We start from the raw sequence: 22002 nt of genomic DNA, 5'->3' as shown, positions 1-22002 counted from the left end.
TTTGAGGAGCTTGGTTTATATCCAATAGAAAAAGTGAATACGGGATGGCTTGCTTTATCAGCGTTTAGGAAATAAGTTGATAAAATGTGAAGGGTACAGGAGCCGTATACGAGGTCCGTACGTACGGCTCTGTGAGAGGGATGAGGCATAAGCCTCACCCTACTCGATGTGCATTTAATTTAATATATTACTTTTTAGTCACCAAAGTAGTGCAAAACACGAGTTTGAATATCATTAAGTTGCTGATTGTTAAGTTATTTTATTATTGGTTTTAAACTTGCAAATCTATTTATAACTTAGGTTAATGAGTATTTAAAATGGCGCGAATGAGTTATATCAGTAGTGTTGAGCGCTACCACGAATATGAGCATGTAATACACAGCTTACTTGAATCTATTTTGATGAGTATTGAGGATGGGTTAACTAAGGAGCGTGATACCCGCTACCTGATTAAGCAGTACCCATTTTTAGAATTACAATATTGTTTAAATGCAGAAGGTTTGCAGCAGGGTAATAATGTCTGCTTTAAACGGGCATATAGCAAAAAACTAGGTGAAAGTGGTAATCAACAAGATTTAAGCGAGCGACCCTATTTTTTGAACGCTAAAACAAGTGATAGGGTGTGCTTTACTGATCCCTACATTTCTATAGCGACTAACCATTTATGTATATCGGCGATTAAAGAACTAAAAAAACCAATTAATAATCAACATTACTTGGTCGTTGATGTGAGCTTAACGCAGCTTATTGAGTTTGTAATGGGTGATACTGCGCGCGCTAATATGTCGCCTTACTTTAAAGCGGGTTACGGTATTATTGTGGCGTGCTTATTTTGCTTAGTATTATTTTTACTGAATATCGTTTTTAGTGATATATACGCGCTATTAACCCATGTAGATACCTCATCAGATCCACTTGAACCCTTTAGTATCATTATTTACATCACCCTAGCATTAGCAGTATTCGATTTAGGTAAAACAATACTCGAAGAAGAAATTCTTATGCATAAGGATATTTTTAGGCACTCATCTACGCGGCGCACTATTACACGATTTATATCTACCGTGTTAATTGCTATATCAATTGAGGCGTTGTTAACTATGTTTAAAGCGGCGCTGGGGCAATCGGAATATTTAATGCCTGCAATAGCGATGATGCTGGCAGTGGTGGGGCTTTTAATTGCACTGGCTATTTATGTTTATTTAGGGGCAAAGGCCGAAACGCTATTAATGCGGGCTCGTTTAAAACAAAAATCCTCCAAGTAGGAGGATTTTTATATTACATAACTATTAATAGTTATTTATTGCTTATCTTGTGCGCGTTTGGCTTTAAAGTCAGACTCGCTAGTCCACTTTGGCCAATCGCCATTGTTTGCAAGTTGAGTGGCTATATCAACAATAAGATCTATATCTTGCTTAACACCACCTAACGACCAATCAGCTGAGTAGTCGTCTGCTTCTTTATGGTACTTATGCGCTATATAGTCAGGGTCGGTATCGCCCAGGCTCATAAATAATAGACTGGGCACGCCTTGCTTAGAAAGTGAGAAATGATCAGATCTAAAAAACAAGCCATTTTGCGGGCGAGGATCCATTTTAACAACACGGCCTTGTGATTTTGCAGCCTTTGCTAAATAGTTTTCCATTGTCGATAAATCTTTACCGTATTGTAAAATGTAGTCAGTGCCATCAAGCACGTTCATGCCATCAATATTTAATAGACCGACCATTTGTTTTGTAGGTACAACCGCACCCGATGCAAATTCTTCAGAACCAATTAACCCCGTTTCTTCTGCTGTAAAGTTAGCAAAAATAATTGAGCGTTTAAACGGTTTTTGCTTATTCATTTTGCTCATGATGCGTGCTATTTCAAGCGTGGCTGCAGTGCCTGAAGCGTTATCTACTGCGCCGTTATAAATCTTAGGGCCAGTATCAGTTTGTTTAGTACCAAAGTGGTCCCAGTGAGCGCTTATAACAACGTATTCGTCAGGTGATTCGCTACCTGTAATTTGTGCAATTACGTTATGCGATTTGGCATGCGATACTTCGTTTTTAAAGGCAAGATTTGCTTTTAAGTTAAGTGGCGTGGCTTTAAAGTCATCATTTAATGCTGCTTGTTTTAAATCTTGATAGTTAAGCTTTGCGGCGTTAAACATTTTCTCAGTCGCATCAAGTGTTAGCCAGCCCATAACCGGTAATTTAGACGCGTTTAAATTGTTATCCATTAACGTGTATTTAGTGCCGGTGTTTGAACTTTCAACTACGCCCCAAGGGTATGCCGCAGGTGCTGTTTCATGAACAATAAATACAGCCTTTGCACCTTGGCGAGCGGCTTCTTCATATTTATAAGTCCAGCGACCGTAGTAGGTCATTGCATTGCCAGTAAAAAGGGCATCGTTTTGAGAAGCAAAACCTGGATCGTTAACGAGCACAACCACTGTTTTACCCGTTACATCAATATTTTTATAATCATTCCACTTATATTCTGGCGCATTAATACCATAGCCAACGAATACAACGTCAGAGTTACGTACATCAATTAATGGCTGAAGTTGCTCAGTACGCGCAGTAAAGTCTTTACCTGATTTAAAGCTTAAATCACCTACCTTTAACTGCATATCCTGATTAGCTGTCACCATTGCCATTTTTACAGGCTGTAAGTATTTACCTTCATAAGCACCGATTAAACCCAGTGCTTTATATTGCTCACTTAAGTAGCCTACTGTTTTCACTTCGCCATGAGTAAGTGGACCTCGGCCTTCAAAGTCATCAGAGGCTAGCGTTTTAATATGCTGTTTAATATTGCTAAGGCTTACACCGGCTGTATTTTCTAATGGGGTTTGTTTGCTTGCAGGCTCTGAGCAGCCAAAGAGTGCAACTAGCAGGCTTAGGCTAGCGCTTTTTAAAAGAGTATATGCCATAGTCTTCATATTGTTATTTAATTGGGCTTTCAATATAAAGGAAGCACTGCAGCGATGTCGAATTTTTATAGAGAACTTTTCACGCAATTGCAGATTAGCTATCAGCCATTAGTAAAAAACCAGCGCAAGCTGGTTCTTTTAACTTTAAGTAATAAATTATTACTTAAGCATCCGCTAATTTCACGCGGATCTTACTTTTATCAACAGTAGATTGGTTAAGTGCTTTAATAGCGCTTTTGCTTTCTATGTCGTTTGGCATTTCTAAAAAGGCAAAGCCTTTAGATTGGCCAGTGTCTTTATCAAGTACTAAGTTACAGGTAGTCACTTTACCGTGCTCTGCAAATAAAGTACGAAGCTCATGCTCAGTGGTAGCACGAGACAAGTTACGAACTAATAGTTTCATAATGAACCTAAATAATTATGTCAGTGCTAATTATCTCAACTTAGATGGGTTTAACCTAATTTTATTTGATAAATGGTAAAAAAAACTTATCACATACAAAAATGCCATTAGTTTAATTTATTAACTAACGGCATTTTTTACCATAAAAGTAGTTTAATACTTAAGTTTACTTATTTCACTTCTTTGCCCGCTGCTTGTTGATCAGCATGGTAGCTTGAGCGTACAAACGGGCCAGAAGCGGCGTGAGTAAAGCCAATTTCGTCTGCATACGCTTTTAAGCCGTCAAACTCTACTGGTGGCACGTAGCGTTTAACCGGTAAGTGATGCTTAGATGGTTGTAGATATTGGCCTACAGTTAGCATGTCAACGTTGTGTGCACGTAAATCGCGAAGTACTTCTTCAATTTCGCTAATTTCTTCACCTAAACCTACCATTAAGCCTGATTTAGTTTTAACTTCTGGGTGAGCTTCTTTAAAGCGACGAAGTAATTCTAATGACCATTTGTAGTCAGCACCTGGGCGAGCTAGTTTGTATAAACGTGGCGCAGTTTCAAGATTGTGGTTAAACACATCTGGTGGCGTCTCGATTAATATTTCTAATGCGCGGTCCATACGACCACGAAAATCAGGTACTAAAATTTCGATAGTGATAGTTGGATTATGTTTACGAATCTCGCGAATACAATCGGCAAAATGCTGAGCACCGCCATCTCGTAAATCATCACGGTCAACTGAAGTGATTACAACGTAGCTTAGCTTCATATCTTTTATAGTAAGTGCTAGCTTTTCAGGTTCAGTGGCATCAGGTTTTAATGGGCGACCATGGGCAACATCACAAAATGGGCAACGACGAGTACAAATAGCACCTAAAATCATAAAGGTAGCTGTACCGTGGTTAAAACATTCAGACAGGTTAGGGCACGAAGCCTCTTCACATACCGAGTGTAAGCCATGCTTACGTAGCGCTTTTTTAATGCCGTCAATGCGATCGGTTGATTTAGGTAAGCGAATTTTTAACCATTCTGGCTTACGCAACATTTCAGTTTTTTCTGTAGGTAAAACTTTTACTGGGATCAACGCCATTTTTTCTGCGTCGCGTAGTTTTACACCTGGTTCCATTTTGACTGGTTTATTCATTCGTTTTCAAACCCTTCAGTATGCTTAACCTGTGTTGCATTAAGCTTCTTGATCATGTGTTTCACCAATCCTTCACCTGCACTTTCTAGGTTTTGAGGACCATCTAATTCTTTAGTTTGCACCATATTCATGCCCGCATAACCACATGGGTTAATGCGTAAAAATGGACTTAGGTCCATGTTAACATTTAATGCTAAGCCATGAAACGAGCAACCACGACGAACCCTTAACCCAAGGGATGCAATTTTGCTGTCGTTAACGTAAACACCGGGTGCATCAGCTTTAGCATAAGCTTCAATACTATACTCGGCGAGTGATTCAATAATGCACTCTTCAAGCCATGTAACCAGTTCACGTACACCAATCTTTAAACGACGTAGATTAAATAATACATACATCATTTGCTGGCCAGGGCCGTGATAAGTTACTTGTCCGCCACGGTCAACTTTAATCACCTCAATGTCGCCAGGAGCTAGTAAGTGTTCGTCCTTACCAGCCTGACCTTGGGTGAATACACTCTCGTGCTCTACAAGCCAAATTTCATCTGGCGTATTTTCATCACGGGTGTCGGTAAAGTCCTGCATTTTTTGCCAAATTGGCATATAACGCTGACGACCCAGTTGGCGTACGATCAAAGTGTTTTCGTTCACAACAAATCTCAACTATGGCTTAAAGCATGTGGCGTACGTCATCAATATTGCTGATCACGTTGTAAATTTCTTCAATGTGTTTGCCACTGGTAACCGTTGCTACAAGGCTTACTGACTCGTAATTACCTTTGCTGCTTGGTTTTACTTTAGGGGCGTAATCGCCAGGTGCTATTGGTTGTAACTTAGCTAAAATTTGATCAGTTAAGTTTACATTAGCTAAACCCATTATTCTGAATGTAAATGGGCAAGGGTACTCTAGGTACTCATCAAATTTAGTATCTTTAACAGGTTGAACCACGACGGTGACTCCTCATACAAAAGTGTGGACTCTATGCAAGCTCGAAGCTTAATACAGATAGGCAATTAGCAGTCTTGCTTATATGGGGCGCATTCTAACATTTTTCAAGCAAAAAAAAACGCCTCACAGTGGAGACGTTTAAATTAGTTACCCTAGTTAATAGGGAAGCTATAAATTACTGCATGATCTGTAAACGTAAGTAATCATAAATTTTGCTAAAGAAGCTGCCTTCTTCCACTTCTTCAAGTGTTACTAGTGGGTATTGAGCAATATCTTCGCCCTCTAGTTGTAAGAATAACGTACCTACTTTAGTACCTTTAGCAAGTGGTGCTTCAAGTGTGTTATCTAGCTCAAAGTTAGCTTTAAGGTTTTTATGCTGACCACGTGGGATAGTAATCGGTGTATCTTCTAAAATACCTAAAGATACATTTTCTTTGTTACCCATCCAAATACGTTGTTCTGCAAAGCTATCGCCTGCTTTGTACGGAGTAATTGTTTCATAAAAACGAAAACCATAGTTAAGTAGTTTTTTACTTTCTACTTTACGAGCTCGTTCGCTGGTAGTACCCATAACAACAGCAATTAAACGCATATCGTTTTTAGTTGCTGAGGTAACTAGGCTGTAGCCAGCTTCTGATGTATGACCAGTTTTAATACCGTCAACATCTAAGCTTTCGTCCCACAATAATGAGTTACGGTTATATTGCTTAATGCCGTTATAAGTAAACGATTTTTGCTTATAAAGTGCATATTCATCTGGCACATCACGAATAAGTGCAGCACCAAGTGTCGCCATATCGCGAGGCGTTGTGAAGTGCTCGTCAGTATCAAGGCCGTGGCTGTTGATAAAGTGGCTGTTGCTCATACCTAATTTAGCAGCATGGGCATTCATTAAATCAGCAAATGCGCTTTCGCTTCCAGCAATATGCTCAGCCATTGCAACACATGCATCATTACCTGATTGGATAATAATACCGTGGTTAAGCTGATCAACACTAATTTGCTTACCTACTTCAATAAACATCTTTGAAGATTCTGGGAAGTTTTTAGCCCATGCTTTTTCGCTTACCGTTACCATATCGGTAGTGGCAATATTACCTGCTTTAATTTCAGTACCAATTACATAACTGGTCATCATTTTAGTTAAACTTGCAGGTGCTAGCTGTGTATCGGCTTCACCTTCAGCAATAACTTTACCTGTTGTAAAGTCGACCAAAAAATAACCTTTTGCATTAACTTGAGGTGGTGCCGGAATAATTTGGGCGCTGGCTGAAAATACGGCGGCTGTACAAACTAGGCCGCATACACCTTTGAGGATTTTATGTTTAATAGATTTCATCATACTCATTAATGGTTAAAGTTAAAGATTCGCGTTACGCCATTTTATACCCAAACCACCCCAAGATGCGAGCATCCTGGGGTAGTTTGGGTATTAGTCTTACTGAGTGTAAAGCAAGAACGCGTTTTGAAATTGATTTTGTTTTAATTTTTTTAATACTTCGTCTGCATGAGGGGTGTCTTTTATTGGCCCTAAATGCAGTCTGTAAATGTCGTCTTTTTGAACGATATTTGTTGGTAATTTGTATTGCTCTCGCAATGTGCTGGCAAGCGCTTCAATATTAGCAAGTGTACTACCTGCAGCTACCTGAATATAGGTTTGACGCGCAGTTGCGCCCGCAAGCGTAACGGCTTCTAGCTTAACCTTTGCTGTACCATGGGTGTAATAGCCAAGCTTGTAAGCGGCTGCGTACGAAAGGTCAATTATTCTATCGTCATGAAACGGGCCCCGATCGTTCACGCGAACGATTACCGATTTACCATTTGCTGTATTGGTTACTTTAACAAAGCTAGGTAGTGGCAGCGTTTTATGCGCTGCGGTCATGGCAAACATATCATACGTTTCACCATTTGAAGTGTGATAACCATGAAATTTACGACCATACCAAGAGGCAATGCCTTCTTCACTAAAGCCTGTTTCATCAAGCATGGGTGAATAACTTTTACCAAGCACTGTATATGGGCGACTAGCGCTGGCGCTTTTAGTTACTTCGGTAACTATAGCGTCTTGCATCTCAAGTGTAGTCGGGGCTCTAAGTGGTGCTGCATCATGGCGCATGCTATAGCGGCTACTAGAGCCGCTACTACATGCATTTAAAAGCAAAATTAATAACGTGGTAAATATAAGCTGATTAGTGTGTCGCATTATTTTAAAAGCATCCTTTTATCTGTTGCGATTGACATAATAATGCCAAATCCTGCCATTAACGTCACCATCGATGTACCACCATAACTAATCAGTGGTAAAGGTACGCCTACAACAGGTAATAAACCCGATACCATGCCTATGTTTACAAATACGTACACAAAAAAGGTGAGGGTGAGTGCGCCTGCGAGCAATTTACCAAATGCATCTTGTGCATTAACAGCAATGTATAAACCACGGCCAATAATAAATAAATAGAGACTAAGTAAAACACATACGCCAAATAAACCAAATTCTTCGCTTAAAACCGAAAATATAAAGTCGGTGTGGCGCTCTGGCAAAAATTCTAGTTGCGATTGCGTACCAAGCAGCCAGCCTTTACCTTCTATACCGCCTGAGCCAATAGCAATTTTAGATTGAATAATATGATAACCCGAACCGAGCGGATCGCTCTCAGGGTCTAAAAAGGTGAGTACACGCTGCTTTTGATAATCGTGCATACCGTAGTGCCAAAATGGCCATGCGGCAAGCGCTACAATAGAGCTTAAAAAGCCGATTAAACGCCAACTTAATCCAGACAAAAACAAAACAAATATACCTGAACTTGCAATAAGTATAGCGGTACCTAAATCGGGTTGTTCTTTAATTAATAATGTAGGGAGCATTACAATCATAAAGCCAATAATTAAGTGCATTGGCCGAGGAGGTAAGTGGTTACGCCCTATATACCAAGCTACCATCATAGGGACTGCCAGCTTCATTAATTCTGCAGGTTGAAACCGTGTCACCCCTAAATCGAGCCATCGCTGTGCGCCTTTTGAGCTTACGCCAAATAAAAGTACACCCACTAGCATTAATAAACCAACGCAATAAAGTGGGATCACTAAACGCTTTAATGTGGCAGGCGAAAACTGGGCCAAAACAACCATAGCAACAACCGCACCGCCCATACGAGTCATGTGCCTAATCATCATTGAAGAGTCTTGGCCGCTTGCGCTGTAAACAACCATTATGCTACCAGCCATCATTATGAGTAATGCAATAAGCAGTGGTAGGTCTAGATGCATACGCATCCAAATAGAGCGTTTATCGTGCAAAGCTGTCATGGTGTATCGTTCCTTGCAAGATTAACTGGATTAGCTGCAAAGTAGTAATCCATAAGTTGGCGAGCAATTTGAATACCGCCGTGGTTGTTTTCTAATACAACAGAAACCACAATTTTAGGATCGTTGTAAGGTGCAAACCCTACGTAAATTGTGTTGTCACGCTGGCGCTCTTTAAGCGATTCTGCATCGTAGCGTTCACCTTGGGCAATACTAACTACCTGTGCAGTACCCGTTTTACCAGCCGAGTCGTAGTTAGTGCCTTTAAATGCTTTGTGCGCTGTGCCTGATATTTTTTGAACTGTATTATGCATTGCATCTAACGATACCTGCCAATGGCGTGGATCTTTTAAAATAACAGGGGGTTTTTCTTCGTTGTTAATTTGCGTTATGTCGCTATCTTTTTTTATTACTTGCACCAAATGAGGGGGATGATTAATACCACGATTAACTAATATGTTAGTCGCATTTGCAATTTGAATTGGTGTAGCAGTCCAGTAACCTTGACCAATACCTACCGAAATAGTATCACCACGCCACCAAGACTCTTTAAAGCGTCCTTCTTTCCATTCTTTTGAAGGTAGAATAGCAGTAGTTTCTTCATGAATATCAATACCTGACAAATCGCCGTAGCCAAAACGGGCCATAAAATCACTGATTTTAGTAATGCCTAATCGATAAGCCGCATCGTAAAAATAGGTATCGCACGACTCTTCAATCGCCTTGTATACATCCACATGACCATGGCCCCAACGTTTCCAATCTCGCCATTTGTGTTCAACATTTGGAATTTGAAAAAAACCAGGATCCCACATTGATGTTGATTCATTTACTATATTTTCTTCAAGTGCTAATACAGCCATTAAGGGCTTTACAGTAGAGGCCGGCGCATAACGACCTTGCGTAGTACGGTTTATTAATGGCCGGTCTTGGTTAAGCAGCGCTTTATAATTTTTGCTGCTAATGCCGTGTACAAATAAGTTTGGATCGTAACTTGGGTTTGAATAAAGTGCCAGCACGCCGCCATCTTTGGCGTCCATAACTACAACAGCGCCGCGCATATCTTTAAGCGCGTGTTGTGCTATTTGTTGCAAGCCAACGTCTAAAGTCAGTACTAAGTCGCTACCTGGTTGCGGTTGGGTCATGCTCAGGGTGCGTATTACACGGCCACGGTTATTAACTTCTACCCGTTGTGAGCCTACTTTACCGTGCAGTGTTTCTTCGTAATATTTCTCTATGCCGAGTTTGCCAATATCATGTGTGGCGCGGTAATTGGTTGCACGGTCTTCTTGCTCTAATTGGTTTAGCTCTTTTCTATTAAGCTTGGCAACATAACCGAGCGCATGCGTTAGTGTGTCGCCAAATGGGTAGTAGCGAGCAAGGCGTGCCTCAATGCTAAAACCAGGAAATTTATGTTGATTAACCGAAAATTTCGCCACTTCTGTTTCGTCTAAGCGGGCTTTTAATACTTGTGATTTAAAACGACGGGTGTGTTTTATATCTTTTAAAAAGTCTTGTTTGTCTTGCTCTGTAATCGCAATTATTTTACTTATTTGATCAAGCGATTCGTCAAGGTCGTCTACCTCTTCGGGGATGACCTCAAGGTTGTAAACAGGTTTGTTTTCAGCAAGTAGCACACCGTTACGGTCGTAAATTAAACCACGGTTGGGTGCAATAGGAATAACTTTAATGCGGTTATCGTTGGAGCGGGTTTGGTAGTCTTGGTGATCTTCGACCTGAATAGTATAAAGATTAGAAAGCAATACTGCGACTAATCCTAATACAAAAACAAAACCCACGAATGCTCGCCTAGCAAATAAGTTTGCTTCTGCGGAGTGGTCACGAATAGTGGGTCTATGTTTTAGCATGGCAAGGGTTACTCGCGATGATAAGGATGGTTGTTATTTAAGCTCCAGCCTCGGTAAAGGCTCTCTGCAACAATTATACGCACCAAAGGATGCGGCAATGTTAAATTAGATAACGACCATTTTTGCTCAGACGCTGCAATACACTCTGGAGCAAGTCCTTCAGGTCCGCCAATAAGTAAACTTACATCGCGGCCATCGAGTTGCCATTTTTCCATATTTTTAGCAAGTTGGTGAGTATCCAGTGCTTTCCCTGTTACCTCTAACGTTACAATATGATTGCCTTTTGGAATAGCCGCTAATGTTTTTTCACCTTCAATGTGTAAAATACGCTTTATATCTGCATTTTTACCACGTTTACCGGCTGGAATTTCGATTAACTCTAGCGCCATATCTTTAGGGAAACGGCGCTGATATTCTGCAAATCCCGTTTCTACCCATGCTGGCATTTTAGTACCAACAGCAATCATTTGTATTTTCACGTATTACTTCCAAGCATTGTCTAAAATGAGTGAGCGTTTAGCCCCACAGTTTTTCTAGATCGTAATAGCTACGTGCTTCGTTTTGCATCACGTGTACAACCACATCACCTAAATCAACCAGTGCCCATTCGCCGTCGCCTTCACCTTCATAACCTAGTGGCTCTGAATCTGCATGACGCGCTTCTTTTGCTAAGTGATCGGCAATTGACTGTACGTGGCGTTTAGAAGTACCAGAACAAATTACCATGTAATCTGTAATATCTGATGTTTCAGTTACGTCAATATGAACGATGTCACGCGCTTTCATATCGTCAATTTTATCCATTGCAAAGGCGAGTAGTTGTTTTGAATCCAAGGTTTTGTCTCAATTTAAAAATTTAATGGCGCGCATTTTAACACGCTAGGAGTTTTTAAGCATCAATTTGATAGAGCTGATGCACTTCTATGTAATGACTCACTGCATCGGGCAATAGTTCATTCTTTTTATTACTTTTTTTTAGCTGCTTGCGAATTGTACTTGAGGCCGCATCGAGCATTTCGCCCGGTAAAAAATAAAGTTTACCTGCAAGTGAGTGTTTAAGTGCCGCGACTTCGCCAGCATTTGCGTGTTGCATATAGCTTTTAAGCTCACCTTTTACAGTGCAATGTTGAGCAGGGCGCTGGTACACCACAATATGGCAAAGCTGTGTTATTGCCTTCCACTCAAACCACTTATCGAGATTGTTAAACGAGTCCATACCAATTAAAAATAAAATAGGTGTAGTGGGGTGCTCTTTACGAAGTTCTTGCAAACTAAGTAGCGAATACGATGGACCAGCTCGGTTAAGCTCTCTTAAATCGAGTTCAAAATGAGGATAAGGTGCAATGGCTGCGTTTAGCATATTAATACGGTGCTGGGTACTAATTCCCGGCGCTGCTTTATGTGCAGGGAGTGCACAGGGCATAAAATAAAGCGTATCTAAATTAAACGCATTAACGCATTGCTGCGCCATATTTAGATGGCCTAAATGGACTGGGTCGAAAGTGCCACCAAAAATTGCGATCATTTAACACCCATTAGTTATTTATTAATTAACCGCGTGGCACGGCATAGGAATGTTGAGCGGCTGGCAAAATTTAATACAAATATGAGCAAGCGCTTGGTAAGGTGCAATTAAATTACCTTGCTTGTAACTGGCATCAAACAACGCAACATCACTGTTTATTTGTTCTAGTGTGTGCATATTTAAACGGTTAATTGCGTTTTGAACTGGACCTTGTTGGTTTTTCCAAATTGCTTTTTGTTTAAATAAGTTTGCTATGGGTTCGCCATTTAATAATCCAAGTTGCACACTTATAAGTGTATTAAGCTCTTTGGTTATAGCCCACAAAATACTCACCACTTCGGTGTTATCGCTGGCAAGTTTGTTTAGTACTTTTATAGCTTGTTTAGCGTGGCCATTTAATAGTGCATCGCTTAAATCAAAAATATCAAACTTGGCTTGGTTTAACAGCCCTTGCATAACTAGTTGCTGAGTAATTAATGCATTGCCGTGTAGTAGCGAGAGCTTTTCAAGCTCCTGAAAACAGGCTAATAAGTTGCCTTCAGTGGCATTTATTAAGCTTACTTTGGCGTCGCTTTGCATATTAAGTGATAAACGTTGGCATTGCTCATCAAGCCATCGTTTTACATGAGAGCCCGTAAGTGGGTAACAAGGAACAAATACGCCTAGTTTATCAAGGGCTTTAAACCATGCACCACGTTGTACTTCTTGACTGGCTTTAGCGCCTTTAACAATTAAAATAGTATCGGGATTAACTAGCTCAACTACTTTTTTAAAGGTATTGCTGCCAATAACGCCTGGCTTTTGTTGGTTTAAATCAAGCTCAATAATAGTGCGGGCGCTAAACAGCGACATACTTTGGTACTGGGCTATGATTTCTTGCCAATCGAATCCTTGCATTAAAGTAAACTTAATTACTTCATCAAAACCTTGTTGCTTAGCACAGTCGCGAATTTGTTGTACGCACTGCGCTTCTTGAAAAGGCTCTTCACCAAATACTAAATAAAAGGGCTTTAGCCCTTTATTTAATTCACTCGGTAGTTGATTAGCATAGCAGCGCATTATAGTTGCGACAGCTCTCTAACAATACGACGACTGGCTTGCTCACGAATCTCGCTAATGAGTAGCTCAAGCTCTTTTGCTTTTGCTAATGCATGATCAGGATCGTCTTGGTAATTACGGTAAAGCTCAAAACGTTTTTCTATCGTTTTTTCGCCTGGGAGTTTAACTACATACGACACGCCATAAGCAAGTTCGTATTCAGCAACCTGACCATTTTGAAACAGCGAAAGTGTTTGGCGTTCAATACTTTCTTTGCGTAAATACAATTGGGCTTTATCTTTAGCTGACGATACTAGCTCTACGTTACTCGCTTTAAGCTCTTTTTTAAGCTCAGAAAATAAAGTCGATTTTTCATCATCGCCTACAAGTGTTAGCTGTTTTAAGTTATCAGGCAAGCTAGAGGCTTTTTTTAAATGAAAGCCACAGCTTGATAACAAAAAACAGACTAGCACTAAGGCTAGTCCATTTTTAATGGCGTTAAATGCAGCCATATTAGTTAGCTACCACGTTAAGTAGTTTACCTGGTACGTAAATGATTTTACGAATGGTTGAGCCATCAGTAAATTTAGTTACGTTAGATTCTGCAAACGCAAGGGCTTCTACTTGCTCTTGAGTGGCATCAGCTGCCACTGTTAACTTAGCGCGAAGCTTGCCGTTTACTTGTACGATGATTAGTTTTTCATCTTCAACAAGAGCCGACTCGTCAACTTTTGGCCACTGCGAATCTAAAATCTCGCCTTTTTTACCAAGCTCTTTCCAAAGCTCATGCGATAAATGCGGAGTAATAGGTGCAAGCATAATAACTAATGCTTCAAGTGCTTCGTTAGCAATCGCTACATCTTGTTTGTCGCTCAGTGGTGCTTTTAATAACTTATTAGAAAGCTCCATAATAGCTGCAATAGCGGTGTTAAAGGTTTGACGACGTTCAACATCATCAGTCACTTTAGCAATTGCTTTGTGTAAGTCTCGACGTAGTACTTTTTGCGGATTAGTTAGCGCTGATTTATCAAGTGCTTGGTAACCTACTGTTTTAACGTCTACCGCGTACTTCCATACACGTTTTAAGAAACGATGCGCGCCTTCAACGCCTGAGTCTGACCATTCAAGCGTTTGCTCTGGTGGTGCTGTAAACATCATGAATAAACGCACTGTATCTGCACCATACTGGGCAATTACATGTTGTGGGTCTATACCATTGTTTTTAGACTTAGACATTTTGCTCATGCCTGATGAGAATACCGGCTCGCCGTCTTCCTTGTGCCATGCTTTAGTAACGCGGCCTTTTTCGTCGGTTTCGGTATTAACATCAGTTGGCGAAATCCAAATGTCGCCGCCTTTTTCATCTTTACGATAAAATGTTTCAGCAAGTACCATACCTTGACAAAGTAAGCGGTCAAACGGCTCGTCTGAATTAACTAAACCAAAGTCACGTAATAATTTATGGAAAAAGCGTGAGTACAATAAATGTAAAATTGCATGCTCAATACCACCAATGTATTGGTTTACTGGTAACCAGTAGTTAGCAGCCGCTGGATCTAGCATGCCTTCGTCGTAGCGTGGGCTACAGTAGCGTGCGTAATACCAAGACGATTCCATAAAGGTGTCAAACGTATCAGTTTCGTGAAACGCAGGTGCGCCATTTACTGTTGTTTTAGCCCACTCTGGGTCTGCTTTAAGTGGTGAAGTTACACCGTTCATTACCACATCTTCTGGTAAGCGAACTGGTAGCATATCTTCTGTTGCAGCAAGTTCTTTACCATCTTCATCGCTAAGCATTGGAATTGGAGAACCCCAATAGCGCTGACGGCTCACACCCCAGTCACGCAGGCGGAAGTTTACTTTACGCTCACCAACACCGAGTGCTTCTAATTTATCGGCAATCGCTTTAAAACCAGCTTCAAAATCAAGGCCGTTAAATTCACCCGAATTTACAAGTACGCCTTTATCGGTAAATGCTGATTCTTTTAGGTTTACTTCAAGATCTGAACCTTCAGCAGGCGCAATGACTTGTTTTATATCTAGGCCGTACGCTGTTGCAAACTCAAAGTCGCGTTGATCGTGTGCAGGTACTGCCATTACAGCGCCTGAGCCATAATGCATTAATACAAAGTTAGCAACCCAAATTGGTACTTGCTCGCCCGTTAATGGGTGAGTGGCGTAAAAGCCTGTTGCTATGCCTTTTTTCTCCATTGTTGCCATGTCTGCTTCGGCAACTTTGGTGTTTTTGCATTCTTCAACAAACATTGCAATAGCGTCGCTATTTTTAGCGGCTTCTTGCGCAATAGGGTGACCACCAGCAACAGCAACATACGTAACACCCATAAAGGTATCTGGACGAGTTGTGTATACGCTAAATGTTTCGTCGTTATCGGTGCGTTTAAATTCAATATCACACCCTTCAGAGCGGCCAATCCAGTTGCGCTGCATTGTTTTAACTTGCTCTGGCCAATCTTCTAACTTGTCTAAATCGTCAAGTAGCTCTTGTGCGTAGTCGGTAATTTTAATAAACCACTGTGGAATTTCTTTTTGCTCAACCACAGCGCCTGAACGCCAACCGCGACCGTCAATAACTTGCTCGTTAGCGAGTACTGTTTGATCTACTGGATCCCAGTTAACTGTCGACATTTTTTTATACACTAGGCCTTTTTCGTAAAGCTTAGTGAAAAACCACTGCTCCCACTTGTAGTATTCTGGATGACATGTCGCAATTTCGCGATCCCAGTCATAACCAAAACCTAATTGCTTAAGTTGAGTACGCATGTAATCAATATTTTCGTATGTCCACTTAGCTGGTGCTGTTTTGTTTTTAATAGCAGCGTTTTCTGCAGGTAAACCAAACGCATCCCAACCCATAGGTTGCATTACGTTTTTGCCTTGCAGGCGCTGGAAACGAGAAACAACATCACCAATGGTGTAGTTACGCACATGACCCATATGCAGTCGACCACTCGGATAAGGGAACATAGAAAGGCAGTAATACTTTTCTTTGCTCTCATCTTCAGTGACTTTAAATACCTGGTTTTCTTCCCAGTAGCTTTGTACTTTTGACTCTATATCTTGCGGGTTATATTGCTCTTGCATCTATGGTTCCAGACTTCTTGCAAACTAATAAAAAATTGCCGTTAGGATACCCCAAATAAAACACTATTCACAGCGTCAAAAACATGCTTTTATTAAATTGTAACTTTCAGTGCAGGTTAACCTGCCTTTTTATAGTGTGGTTAGCTAAAGGCATAAGTTACAGACTGATTTAACAGCAATTTTGAAGGAGTAAAAAATGACTGATTACAAAACATGGCTTAGCAGTTTTACCCATTGGATAAAAGATGTGAAAGAGCATGGTTTAAAAGATGTGGTTTCTGGGTTTGTTGAATCTGAGCAGGCGCTTAAAGATTTAAGTCAAGAAAGATATGAGCTCTACAAAAGTTATTTAAAGAATGATATTGAACATATAGTAGAGAACGAATCACACTATAATTCGCTTGCATGGCAAGAGCTTAAAGAGTCTCTTTGGTTTGAACTGTCGCACATAGAAGATAAAACTCAACTTGAGTGGCAATCTCTTAGCCAAGATTTTAAGCACAATGGTGTGTATCACGCAGGCGAATGGATAGCCATGGGCACATTAGTATGTAAGAATTGCACCCATAGTTACGATGTTTATCACGCTACACAAATTACACCGTGTATTGAATGTGATGGAATCTATTTTAGTCGTAAGGCACTGCACCCTTAAATATAAGTATTAAGTGGCTGCGGGCCACTTAATACGCCCAAAGGCCAGCGAATATGCTGGTAAAAAAAGAAGTTAGAATGACGAAAAAATTGCTGCCACTATCTGTTTCAAAACTCGCACCGAGTATTTCTACTAATCACGTAAACACGTGTATGAACAATCCATACCCAGAGCAACTTACGTTTATAGGCCAACAACGCGCCCAAAGTGCTTTAGATTTTTCATTAGGGATGGAACTGCCGGGTTACAACGTTTATGTAATGGGCGAGGCCGCTCACGGGCGCTTTACGCTTGTTAAAGATAAACTTAAACAACACGCAAAAGACAGCTCAACGCCAAACGAATGGTTATACGTAAACAATTACGATGACCACAGAGAACCTATTGCGCTGTTTATGCAACCAGGTCAAAGCAAGCAACTTAGTGACGATATAGATTCATTTTTAGATGAAGTACTCGACACCTTTCCTGCGGCATTTGATAACCCAGCGTATCAGCGTAAGAAAAAATCAATCGATCGTGAATTTAACGATGCCTACGACAGTGCTATTACCGCAGTAGAAATTGCGGCGTTTGAGCAAAGCGTTGCATTAGTTGAAGAAAAAAATTCAGTAGGGTTTGCACCACTTGTAGATGGTAAACAATTGAGCGACAGCGAATTTGGCGAACTTGAAGAAACGTTACGTGAAGAGTTTTTTGAAAAAATTGAAAAGCTAGAAGATGCATTAATAGAAGCGTTAATAGAGCTGCCACGTTGGAAACGCGAATCAAAAGAAAAACAACGCAATCTTAAAAAGTCGACTGCAGAGCAAGCCACTAAACCACTTTTAAAAGACTTAGAACATAAATATGCCACGCATATTGGTGTACTGCGCTATTTAAAAGATATACGCGTTGAAATTATAGACGCGGTACTTGAATGGCTAGATGACGAAGATGAAAGTGAAGAAAGCAAAGAAGACTTTGATCGCAAAGGCATGCTTACCGACTTTTTTGCACCTAACATTTTAGTTGAGTTTAAAGAGGACGACGCAGCACCGGTTGTGTACGAGCCTAATCCAACGTTTGGCAATATATTTGGCAAAATTGAGTACTCAACATCGCAAGGCTCTTTAATTACCTGTTATCGCTCAATTCAGGCTGGTGCATTGCATCGTGCTAATGGCGGCTATTTAATTATGGACGCTGAAAAAATCATGGCAAACCCACAAGTGTGGGATGGTTTAAAACTCGCGTTAAAAACACATCAAATTAAAAACGACTTACCGTATCAAGACAGCACAGTAGGGACGAGCTTTACACTTCGCCCGCAGCTTATACCGCTTGATGTTAAAATTATTTTATTAGGTTCGCGCGAGTTGTACTACACCATAGGTGAGTACGATGAAGAATTTGCAGAGCTATTTAGAGTATTAGCTGACTTTGATTACTACTTGCCAAGTAGCGATAAATTTCAATACCAGTTTATTACTAAAGTAACCGAGTATTGCGAGCAAACATTAAAGTGCACTGCAACGCAGGCTGCTATGGTGCGTTTACTTAAATTTAGTTACCGCCAAGCTGAGCATCAAAATAAATTATCAGCGCGTTTTGCTGATGTACTTGAACTTATTGCAGAGGCCAGTTACTACGCAAAACAAGACAAATTAGCCGTTATTGACGCGCACCATATTGACGAAGCCATTGAAGGCAAGCAATACCGTACCGGCCAAATTAGCGAAAATATGCTCAGTGATATAAAAGAAGGTCACACACTTATTGCAACCGACGGCCAAGCCATTGGTAAAGTAAATGGCTTAACCGTATTACACATTGGCGATACCTCATTTGGTACCCCTGCGCGTATTACGGCAACGGTTTATGCTGGCGCTGATGGCGTAATAGATGTTGAACGCGAAGCTGAGCTTGGCAAAGCAATTCACTCAAAAGGTGTTATGTTGCTTACCGGTTATTTAGGTAATAAATATGCGCAGCACTTTAGCTTAACGCTTAGCGCTAATATTGCCATTGAGCAAAGCTATGGTTACATAGATGGCGATAGCGCATCTTTAGCAGAGTTGTGTGCGCTTATTTCGTCTATTACTAGCCTACCTATTAGCCAATCAATTGCGCTTACAGGCTCTATAAACCAACATGGTGATGTACAAGCCATTGGTGGCGTAAACGAAAAAATAGAAGGCTTTTTTAAACTGTGTAAAATGCGTGGTTTAACAGGTTCGCAAGGCGTTATCATTCCTAAATCAAACCAAGTTAACTTAGTGCTTGATGACGAAATACTTAATGCGGTTGAAGCGGGTAAATTCAATATTTACGCAGTTGAAACCGTAGACCAAGCGCTTAACTTGTTAATGGATATAGAAGCTGGCGATATTATTGATGACCAGTATCCAGAAAACTCAGTAAACGGTATTGCACTTGCTCGCCTCAAAGAGATTGCCGACATAGTAAACGGCGATGATGACGAAAAAGACGAAGAGCTAGACAGCGAAAAAGGTTAATGATGATTAATATAATTTTGGCGGTAGTTATCGCCATTTTTTGTTTTTTAATATTTCAAAATAGTAAAAAAGCAAAACAACAAGCAGGCATAAATGCACAAATAGGTGCAGACTATTTAGCCGCTAACGCAAAGGTAGAAGGCGTAGTAGAAACGACTTCTGGCTTGCAGTATAAAGTAATCCATAAAAGCGAAAACGAAAACACACCAACCCCAAAAAGTATGGTTAACGTGCATTACCACGGCACACTAATCGACGGCACTGTGTTTGACAGTTCAGTAGAGCGTAAAACACCGATTAGCTTTGGCTTACACCAAGTGATTAAAGGTTGGACTGAGGGCTTACAACTGATGAGCCCAGGCGATAAATACACCTTTTATGTACCGCACCAATTAGCATACGGCGAAAAACGTGTAGGGAGTATTCCTCCTGCCTCAGTACTTATATTTGAAGTAGAGTTACTGGCAATTGAGTCTTAGTGATCAAATAACAAGGAAGTAAATTATGAATAAAGACGAATTACTTAAAATAGCCAAGGGTGATATTAACTTTACCTTTCAATCTATTATTTATGCATTAGCGCTGTGCTTACTCGTTGCAGCTGTTTTTTTACTAGAGATGAGCGTTAACCTACAAATGGGTTTAATAGTTTGTATTATTGGTGTGTTTGGAATGACTATTTATAATAATTTAAATACTCGCCTAAATGCGGCGCTTGCACTTATTGCGCTCTCACAAGATAACCAAAGCACTAAGTAAGCAACGAGTTAGTTTAATAAATTGGTATAAGCCCTACTTTAATAAAGTGGGGCTTTTTGCTTTTAGCTAACATGAAAATTTACTCAAGAATTTTAATGCGAGGTCGATACCTATAAAAGAGACAAAGCTATTTTAGGGATAAAATAATGAAGATTTTAGCGGCTCCCATTCCATACCAAGTACACAGCTCAAATGCTCAAACTTTAGCGCAATCAGATAAACTACCTGTTGAAAAAGCGAGTGAAGAAAAGAGCGAGGAAGAAAATGAGGAAGAGCCAAAATATGTGTTATCAAAGTTTCTAGATACCAAAGCGCAAGAATATAGTGAAGATAACGCTACGTTTGGCAATCAATATAAAAACCTAGAAAAAGTATACAAGCACTTCGCTGGGCGAGTTATTGCGCTGCAAGAGCAAATTAATAAACTTAAACAAAGCCCCGTACAACGTAGTTTAACTATAAACACTTCTGCAAGTGAGCCGAATAAAAGTGATGCGAGTTTAACTTTTGATGCAGAGCACCTAGGTGCAAAAAAATATAAAAACACGCAACAGCAAGAACAAATAGATATGTTAGAGCTGCAATTAGGGGAGTTAAAGTCAGAGCAAGCAGCAATAAAACAACAAATGGTTGAGCTGGTTATTAGTGAAATGAAGAGACGGGGCGACGACTATACTATTTAGCGCCACCAACATGCTGGTGGGCTAGCTTTTAAACTCAATTTTACCCACTTCAAGTTTAAACTTACCTTCTTGCTTGCCTGCAATCATAAAGCCTAGCTGTTTTATGTCGTCAAAATCAATAATCGGTTGTTGCTCAAGCACGCGACCGCGATACGTTAAAGTAAAATCACTCGGAGCGAAGTTTATATCTACCCATTCATTTTTACTGTTTTAAATGAGTGGGTGTACGCTGCGCCATCAAGGTAATTGGTAGTTCTGAGTCTAAGCTGATAGGTTTGTCCATCCCTTTAACGCGCAGTGCTATAGCTTTAGTATTTTGGCTTTGTGTATTTAGCTCTGTACGTATTGATGCAAAACCGCCGTTATTATCAAGCGAAACATTGCCTGTAAAAAGCAAGCTTTCTTGAGTTTGTGTTACTTCGCTATTAGATACACCGCCCATTACTGAGTCGTTAACAACGTACCAGCGCTGGTTTGCATTCGCTTGTGCACTTACAACTAATAAATTAAATACAAAAAGTGATGATAGTTGCTTTGTTGTCATACGTGTTTCCTAATTGGCATTAAGTAAGTGGAGTACTTATAACTAATACGCTTTAATAATGTATTTGTTCACTAATTTAAAACTAATTATTTTTACGAGCCCACTTATCCATTATTTTATTAAATAATATTTCATCATCAGTTTGCTCACCAGGGCAGGTCTGCGCGCTACCTTGAGGCATGCCATTACTACCAAATACGGTTGAAGTATCAATTAAATAGCATTTACCGTTAAATTTTTCTAATCGTCGTGTGCCTATTGTATTTTGGCTAAGAACTTCCGATTTTTGTGATTCAACCGGTGATTTAATTGTGGGCGTGGCAGCTATTGCATCATCAGTACTATCGGAGTTATCAGCTTCGCCAAACGTGACCATTTTTTATGCGTTAAGTTATTTATAGGTGCGCCATAAATAGGCGCATACGGGTTAAGTTTTTTAAACGTTTGCGTGTTGGTATTAATGGTGTGGGCAGGGGGTTGAGGTTTATTTCTAAAGTATCCCCAGAATTAGCCTTTACATATCAATGAACTAACAGTATTAAAAAATGTGGGTAGTGAGGGAACATTCATGGTGTTTTGTGATCTTATGAATCGCTTAAAAACAACAGAACTAAACA

22 protein-coding genes and 1 pseudogene are annotated in these 22002 nt (G+C 40.2%); 6 read left to right on the top strand and 17 right to left on the bottom strand.

Going from position 1 to position 22002, the window contains the following annotated elements; translation table 11 throughout:
- The first annotated feature begins 317 nt into the window (after positions 1-317).
- A complete protein-coding gene (locus tag QL998_RS17560) occupies positions 318-1265 on the top strand; it encodes a PDC sensor domain-containing protein (protein WP_024605575.1) in 948 nt (315 codons plus the stop codon).
- A gap of 35 nt (positions 1266-1300) precedes the next feature.
- Here the strand turns inward: QL998_RS17560 and QL998_RS17555 are convergent, their stop codons facing one another.
- The 15 genes from QL998_RS17555 to leuS form a co-directional block, all read right to left on the bottom strand.
- On the bottom strand, positions 1301-2920 hold the full coding sequence (locus QL998_RS17555) for a M28 family metallopeptidase (protein ID WP_290193175.1): 1620 nt from the start codon (positions 2918-2920) through the stop codon (positions 1301-1303).
- A gap of 163 nt (positions 2921-3083) precedes the next feature.
- A complete protein-coding gene (locus QL998_RS17550) occupies positions 3084-3323 on the bottom strand; it encodes an RNA recognition motif containing protein (RefSeq protein WP_024605577.1) in 240 nt (79 codons plus the stop codon).
- A 170-nt stretch (positions 3324-3493) separates the two neighbouring features.
- The gene (gene lipA / locus QL998_RS17545) at positions 3494-4459 is read right to left on the bottom strand and encodes a lipoyl synthase (RefSeq protein ID WP_002958515.1); all 966 of its coding nucleotides are present in this window, start codon (positions 4457-4459) and stop codon (positions 3494-3496) included.
- Positions 4456-5109, bottom strand: coding sequence for a lipoyl(octanoyl) transferase LipB (lipB, locus tag QL998_RS17540; protein ID WP_024605578.1), 654 nt, complete (start codon positions 5107-5109; stop codon positions 4456-4458). The genes lipA and lipB overlap by 4 nt, the downstream gene beginning before the upstream one ends.
- 19 nt (positions 5110-5128) lie before the next feature.
- Positions 5129-5407: a DUF493 family protein YbeD gene (gene ybeD / locus QL998_RS17535; protein WP_002958517.1), complete on the bottom strand. Its 279-nt coding sequence runs from the start codon at positions 5405-5407 to the stop codon at positions 5129-5131.
- Between the two features lie 175 nt (positions 5408-5582).
- Positions 5583-6746 (bottom strand): serine hydrolase, encoded by a 1164-nt coding sequence (locus tag QL998_RS17530; RefSeq protein WP_010554697.1) that lies wholly within the window; start codon positions 6744-6746, stop codon positions 5583-5585.
- Positions 6747-6845: 99 nt separating this feature from the next.
- Positions 6846-7610, bottom strand: a complete 765-nt coding sequence (locus tag QL998_RS17525) for a septal ring lytic transglycosylase RlpA family protein (RefSeq protein ID WP_101216138.1) — start codon at positions 7608-7610, stop codon at positions 6846-6848.
- Entirely contained in the window at positions 7610-8716 is a 1107-nt protein-coding gene (gene rodA / locus QL998_RS17520) for a rod shape-determining protein RodA (protein ID WP_007585558.1), read from the bottom strand. The genes QL998_RS17525 and rodA overlap by 1 nt, the downstream gene beginning before the upstream one ends.
- On the bottom strand, positions 8713-10581 hold the full coding sequence (gene mrdA, locus QL998_RS17515) for a penicillin-binding protein 2 (protein WP_290193174.1): 1869 nt from the start codon (positions 10579-10581) through the stop codon (positions 8713-8715). The genes rodA and mrdA overlap by 4 nt, the downstream gene beginning before the upstream one ends.
- Positions 10582-10589: 8 nt before the next feature.
- Complete coding sequence (gene rlmH / locus QL998_RS17510) at positions 10590-11060, bottom strand: 23S rRNA (pseudouridine(1915)-N(3))-methyltransferase RlmH (RefSeq protein WP_290193173.1); 471 nt, start codon at positions 11058-11060, stop codon at positions 10590-10592.
- Between the two features lie 37 nt (positions 11061-11097).
- Positions 11098-11415, bottom strand: coding sequence for a ribosome silencing factor (gene rsfS, locus QL998_RS17505; protein WP_002958523.1), 318 nt, complete (start codon positions 11413-11415; stop codon positions 11098-11100).
- A 55-nt stretch (positions 11416-11470) separates the two neighbouring features.
- Positions 11471-12106, bottom strand: coding sequence for a nicotinate-nucleotide adenylyltransferase (gene nadD, locus QL998_RS17500; RefSeq protein ID WP_024594705.1), 636 nt, complete (start codon positions 12104-12106; stop codon positions 11471-11473).
- 21 nt (positions 12107-12127) lie between these two features.
- Entirely contained in the window at positions 12128-13165 is a 1038-nt protein-coding gene (holA, locus tag QL998_RS17495) for a DNA polymerase III subunit delta (protein ID WP_002958525.1), read from the bottom strand.
- Complete coding sequence (lptE, locus tag QL998_RS17490) at positions 13165-13656, bottom strand: LPS assembly lipoprotein LptE (RefSeq protein ID WP_290193172.1); 492 nt, start codon at positions 13654-13656, stop codon at positions 13165-13167. Before lptE ends, holA begins: the two co-directional genes overlap by 1 nt.
- 1 nt (position 13657) lies before the next feature.
- Positions 13658-16246: a leucine--tRNA ligase gene (gene leuS, locus QL998_RS17485; RefSeq protein ID WP_290193171.1), complete on the bottom strand. Its 2589-nt coding sequence runs from the start codon at positions 16244-16246 to the stop codon at positions 13658-13660.
- 196 nt (positions 16247-16442) lie between these two features.
- Here leuS and QL998_RS17480 point away from each other — a divergent pair, with 196 nt between their 5' ends.
- The 5 genes from QL998_RS17480 (at position 16443) to QL998_RS17460 (ending at position 20841) form a co-directional block, all read left to right on the top strand.
- Complete coding sequence (locus QL998_RS17480; RefSeq protein WP_007585575.1) at positions 16443-16901, top strand: zinc ribbon-containing protein; 459 nt, start codon at positions 16443-16445, stop codon at positions 16899-16901.
- 77 nt (positions 16902-16978) lie between these two features.
- On the top strand, positions 16979-19399 hold the full coding sequence (locus tag QL998_RS17475; protein ID WP_290193170.1) for an AAA family ATPase: 2421 nt from the start codon (positions 16979-16981) through the stop codon (positions 19397-19399).
- Between the two features lie 2 nt (positions 19400-19401).
- Positions 19402-19878: an FKBP-type peptidyl-prolyl cis-trans isomerase gene (locus QL998_RS17470; RefSeq protein ID WP_290193176.1), complete on the top strand. Its 477-nt coding sequence runs from the start codon at positions 19402-19404 to the stop codon at positions 19876-19878.
- A gap of 25 nt (positions 19879-19903) precedes the next feature.
- A complete protein-coding gene (locus QL998_RS17465; protein WP_002958531.1) occupies positions 19904-20158 on the top strand; it encodes a hypothetical protein in 255 nt (84 codons plus the stop codon).
- 146 nt (positions 20159-20304) lie between these two features.
- On the top strand, positions 20305-20841 hold the full coding sequence (locus QL998_RS17460) for a hypothetical protein (protein WP_024593879.1): 537 nt from the start codon (positions 20305-20307) through the stop codon (positions 20839-20841).
- 21 nt (positions 20842-20862) lie between these two features.
- Here QL998_RS17460 and QL998_RS17455 read toward each other — a convergent pair.
- Positions 20863-21385, bottom strand: a pseudogene (locus QL998_RS17455) (CIA30 family protein).
- 82 nt (positions 21386-21467) lie between these two features.
- Positions 21468-21761: a hypothetical protein gene (locus QL998_RS17450; RefSeq protein WP_290193169.1), complete on the bottom strand. Its 294-nt coding sequence runs from the start codon at positions 21759-21761 to the stop codon at positions 21468-21470.
- Positions 21762-22002 lie beyond the last annotated feature (241 nt).

Source organism: Pseudoalteromonas sp. APC 3691, assembly GCF_030408135.1.
GTDB lineage: Bacteria > Pseudomonadota > Gammaproteobacteria > Enterobacterales > Alteromonadaceae > Pseudoalteromonas.
This window is presented reverse-complemented; position numbering and strand designations above follow the sequence as displayed.

Coding starts and splice junctions, on each gene's coding strand:
- QL998_RS17560 (WP_024605575.1), top strand. CDS start 318: ATGGCGCGAATGAGTTATATCAGTAGTGTTGAGCGCTACCACGAATAT.
- QL998_RS17555 (WP_290193175.1), bottom strand. CDS start 2,920: ATGGCATATACTCTTTTAAAAAGCGCTAGCCTAAGCCTGCTAGTTGCA.
- QL998_RS17550 (WP_024605577.1), bottom strand. CDS start 3,323: ATGAAACTATTAGTTCGTAACTTGTCTCGTGCTACCACTGAGCATGAG.
- lipA (WP_002958515.1), bottom strand. CDS start 4,459: ATGAATAAACCAGTCAAAATGGAACCAGGTGTAAAACTACGCGACGCA.
- QL998_RS17530 (WP_010554697.1), bottom strand. CDS start 6,746: ATGAAATCTATTAAACATAAAATCCTCAAAGGTGTATGCGGCCTAGTT.
- QL998_RS17525 (WP_101216138.1), bottom strand. CDS start 7,610: ATGCGACACACTAATCAGCTTATATTTACCACGTTATTAATTTTGCTT.
- rodA (WP_007585558.1), bottom strand. CDS start 8,716: ATGACAGCTTTGCACGATAAACGCTCTATTTGGATGCGTATGCATCTA.
- mrdA (WP_290193174.1), bottom strand. CDS start 10,581: ATGCTAAAACATAGACCCACTATTCGTGACCACTCCGCAGAAGCAAAC.
- nadD (WP_024594705.1), bottom strand. CDS start 12,106: ATGATCGCAATTTTTGGTGGCACTTTCGACCCAGTCCATTTAGGCCAT.
- holA (WP_002958525.1), bottom strand. CDS start 13,165: ATGCGCTGCTATGCTAATCAACTACCGAGTGAATTAAATAAAGGGCTA.
- lptE (WP_290193172.1), bottom strand. CDS start 13,656: ATGGCTGCATTTAACGCCATTAAAAATGGACTAGCCTTAGTGCTAGTC.
- leuS (WP_290193171.1), bottom strand. CDS start 16,246: ATGCAAGAGCAATATAACCCGCAAGATATAGAGTCAAAAGTACAAAGC.
- QL998_RS17480 (WP_007585575.1), top strand. CDS start 16,443: ATGACTGATTACAAAACATGGCTTAGCAGTTTTACCCATTGGATAAAA.
- QL998_RS17475 (WP_290193170.1), top strand. CDS start 16,979: ATGACGAAAAAATTGCTGCCACTATCTGTTTCAAAACTCGCACCGAGT.
- QL998_RS17470 (WP_290193176.1), top strand. CDS start 19,402: ATGATTAATATAATTTTGGCGGTAGTTATCGCCATTTTTTGTTTTTTA.
- QL998_RS17465 (WP_002958531.1), top strand. CDS start 19,904: ATGAATAAAGACGAATTACTTAAAATAGCCAAGGGTGATATTAACTTT.
- QL998_RS17460 (WP_024593879.1), top strand. CDS start 20,305: ATGAAGATTTTAGCGGCTCCCATTCCATACCAAGTACACAGCTCAAAT.
- QL998_RS17450 (WP_290193169.1), bottom strand. CDS start 21,761: ATGGTCACGTTTGGCGAAGCTGATAACTCCGATAGTACTGATGATGCA.